At 37.2% G+C, this 3,109-nt stretch carries 4 protein-coding genes and 1 pseudogene; all 5 read right to left on the bottom strand.

Annotated features, from left to right (window positions below):
- Positions 1-1,344 (bottom strand): RNA-binding domain-containing protein (locus B4C08_RS00380; RefSeq protein WP_296662085.1); only part of this gene is annotated, 1,344 nt, incomplete at its 3' end.
- A gap of 13 nt (positions 1,345-1,357) precedes the next feature.
- Positions 1,358-1,726, bottom strand: coding sequence for a RhuM family protein (gene rhuM / locus B4C08_RS00375; RefSeq protein ID WP_296662084.1), 369 nt, complete (start codon positions 1,724-1,726; stop codon positions 1,358-1,360).
- Positions 1,727-1,755: 29 nt separating this feature from the next.
- Entirely contained in the window at positions 1,756-2,319 is a 564-nt protein-coding gene (locus tag B4C08_RS00370) for a hypothetical protein (RefSeq protein ID WP_296662083.1), read from the bottom strand.
- Positions 2,316-2,753, bottom strand: coding sequence for a DUF4869 domain-containing protein (locus B4C08_RS00365; RefSeq protein ID WP_296662082.1), 438 nt, complete (start codon positions 2,751-2,753; stop codon positions 2,316-2,318). Before B4C08_RS00365 ends, B4C08_RS00370 begins: the two co-directional genes overlap by 4 nt.
- Positions 2,754-3,109: pseudogene (locus tag B4C08_RS00360) on the bottom strand (hypothetical protein); the annotation flags it as partial. It abuts the gene before it with no gap.

Below are 3,109 nucleotides of genomic sequence, written 5' to 3'. Positions count from 1 at the left end.
CATGCCTTTCTTTTTTAAGGCAGAAATTGCATTGTCTATAGTGGTTTTTCCAACTCCTACTATTTTTTCAAGCTCAGGCTTTGTAACACTTGGATTATTCCTGATTTCTGACAAGACCTTCAGCTGTGTGTTATTCAGTTTATCACCCACTTTATCACCCACTTTATCACCCACTTTATCACCCATATCATTAATCCAGTTAAAAGGAATTTTTACAAGAATTGAATTTTCATGAAATTCATAAACATCTTTGCCGTATATGCTGATAATTTTTGGAACGCCACGGCCTGTTTTTTCACTGATATGCAGCTGCAAAAAGATTTCTGACAATTTTCTGTTTACAGGAATTGATTCTCCTCTGAAAAAGCCTTCAATTGTCTGCTCCGGAGGCAGAACACCTCTTGAAAGAATTTCAATTCTGTCAGAAAAAACTGTAATCATCGGTTCATTTTCTGTTACCCACTTATTATGAACAAAAGCATTTATAACAGCTTCCCTGAACGCATCATTTTCAAAAAGCGGAACTTCTTTTCTTTCTACAATCCGCTCTTTTTCATCAGCCTGAATAATATTAAGAACATCTCCATAGCGAAGCACTTCTTCCAAAGTATACAGAATGCACTGATACCCAAATTCCCTAATGGAATACATTTTATCTGCCTTTGTTTTTCCCGAAAAAATTGCGACCCTAAAAGGAATCTGCGAGTTATCGGAAAGTAATTGTGCTAGAATATTGTATTTTCCATCTTCTGTCAGAAGATTCAGATTTTTTTTAAAAGTCTCGGCATTAAGTTTTATTCCTTTTGCTCCATAATAAATGAAGAGTTTTTCAAAAGTTAAGTCCTGATATTTTGACGGTGTATTTTCTATTGTCGGAAATCCATGCCGGAGCACTTCGAATAAATAGGATTCTTTTTCCGGATATTTTCTAAGGCTTTCCTTGCTAGAACCAATTCTTATGTATCTTTCATTATCAAAGCTTGTAGGAACAGTTTTTGCCGCTGGAATAGTAAGCACAACGACTTTCTTTCCTTCATAAACAGTTTCGTTAAAAGTGAAATTTAAATCGGGAGTAATCTGACGGGCTAAAAAGTGCTTCAACGGCTCATTTTTTATATCCATATTACTGTTAAATGTTGTTCCAGTAACAGAATGTGTATCATTGTGAATTCCCCAGACAAAATAAGCGTTTTTTCGCCCTTCTATAGCGGCACTATTCGAGAGAGCAGAAATATATTGTCCCAACTGCGTTTGGTCAAACCAGTTTTCTTTAAATTCAAACCATTCGCGTTCTGTATCAAAAGAACGAAGATCATCAAGTAATTCGTGCAAGGCATTTTTCACTTTTATTCCCCTCTTATTTTTTCCCAGTGTTCTCAATTTGCTTGTCAAATATATACTCGTTCAGCCTTTTTGTAGCCCATTGCCTAAACTGCGTGCCCCGCAGGGATTTTACACGGTAGCCTACGGAAATTATAACATCTAGGTTGTAATAATTTGGCGCTTTCTGCTGAAATTCGGAATTTCCGAATTTCTTTACAGCAACCGATTCCTTAAGCTCGCCTTCCTCAAAAATATGCTTTATATGCTCGTTTATTGTGGACTTCGCCTTTTCAAACATACCGGCCATCTGCTCCTGGGTAAGCCAGACAGTTTCATCCTCAAAAATAACTTCCACATTTATCGTTTCTTTGTCTGTCTTAAAAATCGCAATCTCTTTTTCCATAAATATCTAGTTTTTTATTCCTTAAATAGTCATCTATATTTCTTAATTCTTATTTTTTCGCCACAGACCGCATTAAAAAAGTCAAAGCCAGAATTTGAATCTTCTGTTATGATTTTTTCAATTCTGCAGTCATTAAAATTATTATTTCCATAGATTCTATAAAACTCGTGATAAACCTGTTTCAAATCCGCATATTTTCCTGATGTATGGATTCCATAAATTTCTTCAATACTATAAGGAAGATTGTCAAGACCTTCTCTTGTAACAATTACATAATAATTGCCGCTGTTTTTTACGGCCTTGGCAAAATCCGCGCTTTCAACAAATCGGTTCCCCTCATCAATAAAAATAATGCTGTCATTCATCAATGAAAGATTTTCTTCCCAGTTGTTTCCTTCAAGAACGCGGCACTTTTTTTTAGATGAAAGATTAATACCAGAGTCTGCTCCGTTCTGCTCGAACTCGCGGATCATATCCACAAGAGTTGTCTTTCCTGTTGCGCTGTCTCCCTGAATGACCGTGATGTTTCGTTTTATTGAAAACTCGTATTTTACTTTGCTGTTGGAAACTGAAATAAAAAATTCGCCCTTCATAACAAATCTCCTGCAGCTTCCAAAAGCTCATCCATTGAATGGACAACTTTATTTTTGTTAACAACATTGAGCTCAAAACTGCCGTCGCCAAAATCCATCAGATGCCGAAGATTTACAGTAACATCTTTTTCATTTCCGATTTTCAAAAGCCATGAGGCGCAGTTGTTGCCACAGTTTGAAGCATTGAAAATTTTATCTGAAATATGAGAAATCAAAATCAGAGTTTTTAGTCCGCCAGAAAGAGAAGTCGGCGGAATGATTCCCAGCACAGGACTTTCAATCGCTCCGTTTCCAAGAACCTTTGACTTGTCAATATCAAGAATCATCTGCTGAGTTTCTTTTTCCAAAAGCCAGCTTTCTTCATAAGAATTCTTAAAGAAAACACTAGTGTTAAAAATCACATTGTCGATTTTCCCGAATATTATGTTCAGCATTTACTCCTCCCCGAACAGCTTGCGAAGCTTTTCCATCAACGACTTTTCGTGCTGCTCTATGCGGCTTGCAATCTCGTCCGCTTTTTCAAGCTGCTTGTAGACATAGAATGTTCTTGTAAATGGAATCTCATAGCCGACTTTTGTCTTTGATTTGTCTATCCAGGCGGCTTTGTTATATGGAAGAACTTCACGCTCAAAATGTTTGTCTATGTCCTCGTCAAGCGGAACATTTTCGTAGTCGCGCTTGTTGCTGTCTGCCTGAGCCTTGCCCTTTTTGTCCTTTACGAGTTCCCCGTTCTCATCTAAAAGCGGACTTTCAACGGTGATTTTGTTATAGCCCAAGTCAACGCTGTCCA

The sequence above is a fragment of the Treponema sp. UBA753 genome (assembly GCF_002297325.1).
Classification (GTDB): Bacteria; Spirochaetota; Spirochaetia; order Treponematales; family Treponemataceae; genus Treponema_D.
The sequence above is the reverse complement of the archived record's forward strand: the minus strand, read 5'-3'. Positions and strand labels throughout refer to the sequence as shown.